Below are 1,729 nucleotides of genomic sequence, written 5' to 3' on the forward strand. Positions count from 1 at the left end.
CTGATTAGCCTGCTCTTTTGCACCACCCGCAACCAATTTCCCAGTTCCTGGATCGATAGGTAATTGTGCGGAAAGGTTGTTGTAATGAGAAAAAGCTACGGCTTGCGCAGACAGAGGGCTTACGGGGGCGTTTTCCGTGCTTCCTACCACTTTTACAAGATCGCCTGCCTGTGGCGCATTTGGAATTGTACCCTCGCCATTTGAAATCAGCGCTTCAACTTGCACCAAAGCATCCAGAGGCAATGCGGCTACCGCGACTGTCGTTAGTGTAGGGACATAACTGGGACAGAATGTCGTATAAACTTCGCTGACAGCGTCAATGTCTGAGATATTTTTAAGGAATATAGTAACCCTTACAACATCATTCATAACATGATCAATACTTTCAACAATCGCCTTGATATTGTCAAAGCACTGTCCAGCTTGCTCTTTCACCCCGCCTGCTACCAATTTTCCAGATGCTGGATCGATCGGCAATTGAGCTGAAAGATTATTATAATGAGAGAACGCTACAGTCTGTGAATACGGGCCTAGGCTTTTTGGAGCACTTTCGGTATTCCGTGCCAATACTGCGTTATAGCCACTCATAATAACACTCCCTTTTTTTACTGCGATTTCGCTGATTGCGTGGCAAACACGTATTCCACTTCGCTATCGACAGTTGCCACCGTTTATCCGGGCGACGGACATCAAGTCCACGCATGGGTTGGGTGCCCGGGGGTACTTCATGGAGCAGGTGCTAGTGTAGTGGTCTCTGCCTACTACGCCATTGCACGATCGCTCCCGATCAGCTTTTCTCGCACATTGAATTCAGTGAGTATTGGTCTGAAAACGCCGACCTTTACCCATTTATCAGCGGCTTAAGCGAATTATCGGCTGCACGCTGCGGCGGCGACATCTCGATGTCCCAGTCGCCAGGCACACACCAATCCTCTCCAAACAGTTCGGCCGGATGCATCGTACGCTCAGAACCATTGCCGCAAGCCAACGACTTGGCCGGACAATACCGGTCGCACCCCCAGCAGATCCTCTCGGGGTGTTTGGGGTTGACGGGGAAGTTCTTGGCCATGCCGGTCTCCGATCATTGAGAGGCGTTCTTGCACCCTACAGCCTATGTGCAACGCCATCGTTGATTGATATCAAGATAACGACATCGAGTAATTGCCCTCCAGGGGCTAAGCTTCTAATCGCCGAACAGCCTTGGAGACGTCGCTCATGCTCAATAAAAATCCTTACCCAAACGCTGAGACTCCCATCCATCCACCTTTGTCGACATGGGACGATCAAGACGCAGCAACCTCCATTGATGGTGAAGCGTTTACCGCCMCGCCCGAGCTGACCAACGCCGAACTGGTTCATCTGCGGGTCCGGGTCATTGCCCTGGAAAACCTGGTCATCGCGCTGCTGGCCGAAGGCTCGGAGCGTCAGCTTGCCATTGCCCGGGAAATGGCCGATTACATTTCTCCCAGACCCGGTTTTACCCAGCACCCCTTGACCGTTCACGCTGCTGCACAGATGAACCACAGCGTCGAACGCGCCCAACGATTTCGCCAGCGCGATGAGCCGTCGGTTTGATGATTAAAACTTGCCAGGCCTCATTATGGTTCGCAGTTGAGATTCCTGTACTCGGGTTCCAGCTCGTCAGTGCTCATGGCTTTGACCGGGCATCGCAGCGTCGGCACCGTAATGAGCGACTCCCAGACCGTCGTGCTACTTTACAGTCACGCCT

General features: G+C 52.3%; 3 protein-coding genes. 1 reads left to right on the top strand and 2 read right to left on the bottom strand.

The window, feature by feature from the left end; genetic code table 11:
* Nucleotides 1-588, bottom strand: a 588-nt coding sequence (locus tag AC1DRJ_RS26640; RefSeq protein WP_477804780.1) for a Rid family detoxifying hydrolase, incomplete at its 3' end; no start/stop codon positions are given.
* 253 nt (nucleotides 589-841) lie between these two features.
* On the bottom strand, nucleotides 842-1,069 hold the full coding sequence (locus tag AC1DRJ_RS26645; RefSeq protein WP_477804781.1) for a DUF3079 domain-containing protein: 228 nt from the start codon (nucleotides 1,067-1,069) through the stop codon (nucleotides 842-844).
* Nucleotides 1,070-1,215: 146 nt separating this feature from the next.
* Between AC1DRJ_RS26645 and AC1DRJ_RS26650 the strand changes: the two genes are divergently transcribed.
* Nucleotides 1,216-1,575 (top strand): hypothetical protein, encoded by a 360-nt coding sequence (locus AC1DRJ_RS26650; protein ID WP_477804782.1) that lies wholly within the window; start codon nucleotides 1,216-1,218, stop codon nucleotides 1,573-1,575.
* Nucleotides 1,576-1,729: the final 154 nt, after the last annotated feature.

The sequence above is a fragment of the Pseudomonas sp. P5_B2 genome (genome assembly GCF_056400445.1).

Excerpts from the sequence above, each read along its gene's own strand:
- AC1DRJ_RS26645 (WP_477804781.1), bottom strand. The coding sequence starts at position 1,069 with ATGGCCAAGAACTTCCCCGTCAACCCCAAACACCCCGAGAGGATCTGC.